Source organism: Achromobacter sp. GbtcB20 (assembly GCF_019091095.1).
GTDB lineage: Bacteria > Pseudomonadota > Gammaproteobacteria > Burkholderiales > Burkholderiaceae_B > Achromobacter > Achromobacter mucicolens.
In genome coordinates this window covers 1-460 of sequence record NZ_JAGXJZ010000234.1, presented here as the reverse complement: position 1 = coordinate 460, position 460 = coordinate 1, and the positions used below count along the sequence as shown (strand labels likewise).

At 63.5% G+C, this 460-nt stretch carries 1 protein-coding gene; it reads right to left on the bottom strand.

The window, feature by feature from the left end; translation table 11 throughout:
- Positions 1 to 380: NADPH-dependent FMN reductase (locus KVT32_RS28755; protein WP_217619275.1), on the bottom strand; the 380-nt coding region annotated here is incomplete at its 3' end.
- Between the last annotated feature and the right edge of the window lie 80 nt (positions 381 to 460).

Here is a 460-nt window from a genome sequence, read left to right as displayed (position 1 = left end):
TGGTGGTTGGCGCCGAATCCGCCCAGCGCGCCCGGCGACTGGCTGACGATGGCGCAGGGCTTGGCGGTCCAGGCGGCCTTGCCGTAGGGGCGCGAGCCGAGGTCGATCGCGTTCTTCAGGGCCGCGGGCACCGAGCGGTTGTATTCGGGGGTGATGAAGAGCACGCCGTCGGCCGCGCGGATGCGGTTGCGGAACTCGGTGAAGGCGTGCGGCGGGGTCGCCGTTTCGTCGTCCTCGTTATACATCGGCAGGTCGCGGATCTCGACGATTTCCATGTCGAGCTTGCCCTCGGCCAGCTTGATCATGGTCTGGGCGATCTTGCGACTGAACGACTCTTTGCGCAGGCTGCCGACGACGACGGCGATTTTCTTCGTTGCCATTTCTCCCCCTTCATGTTTAGTTGCAAAGACCAGATGTTAACCATTTTTGCGGCAGTGCGTGCGCGGCCCGCCTTCAAATG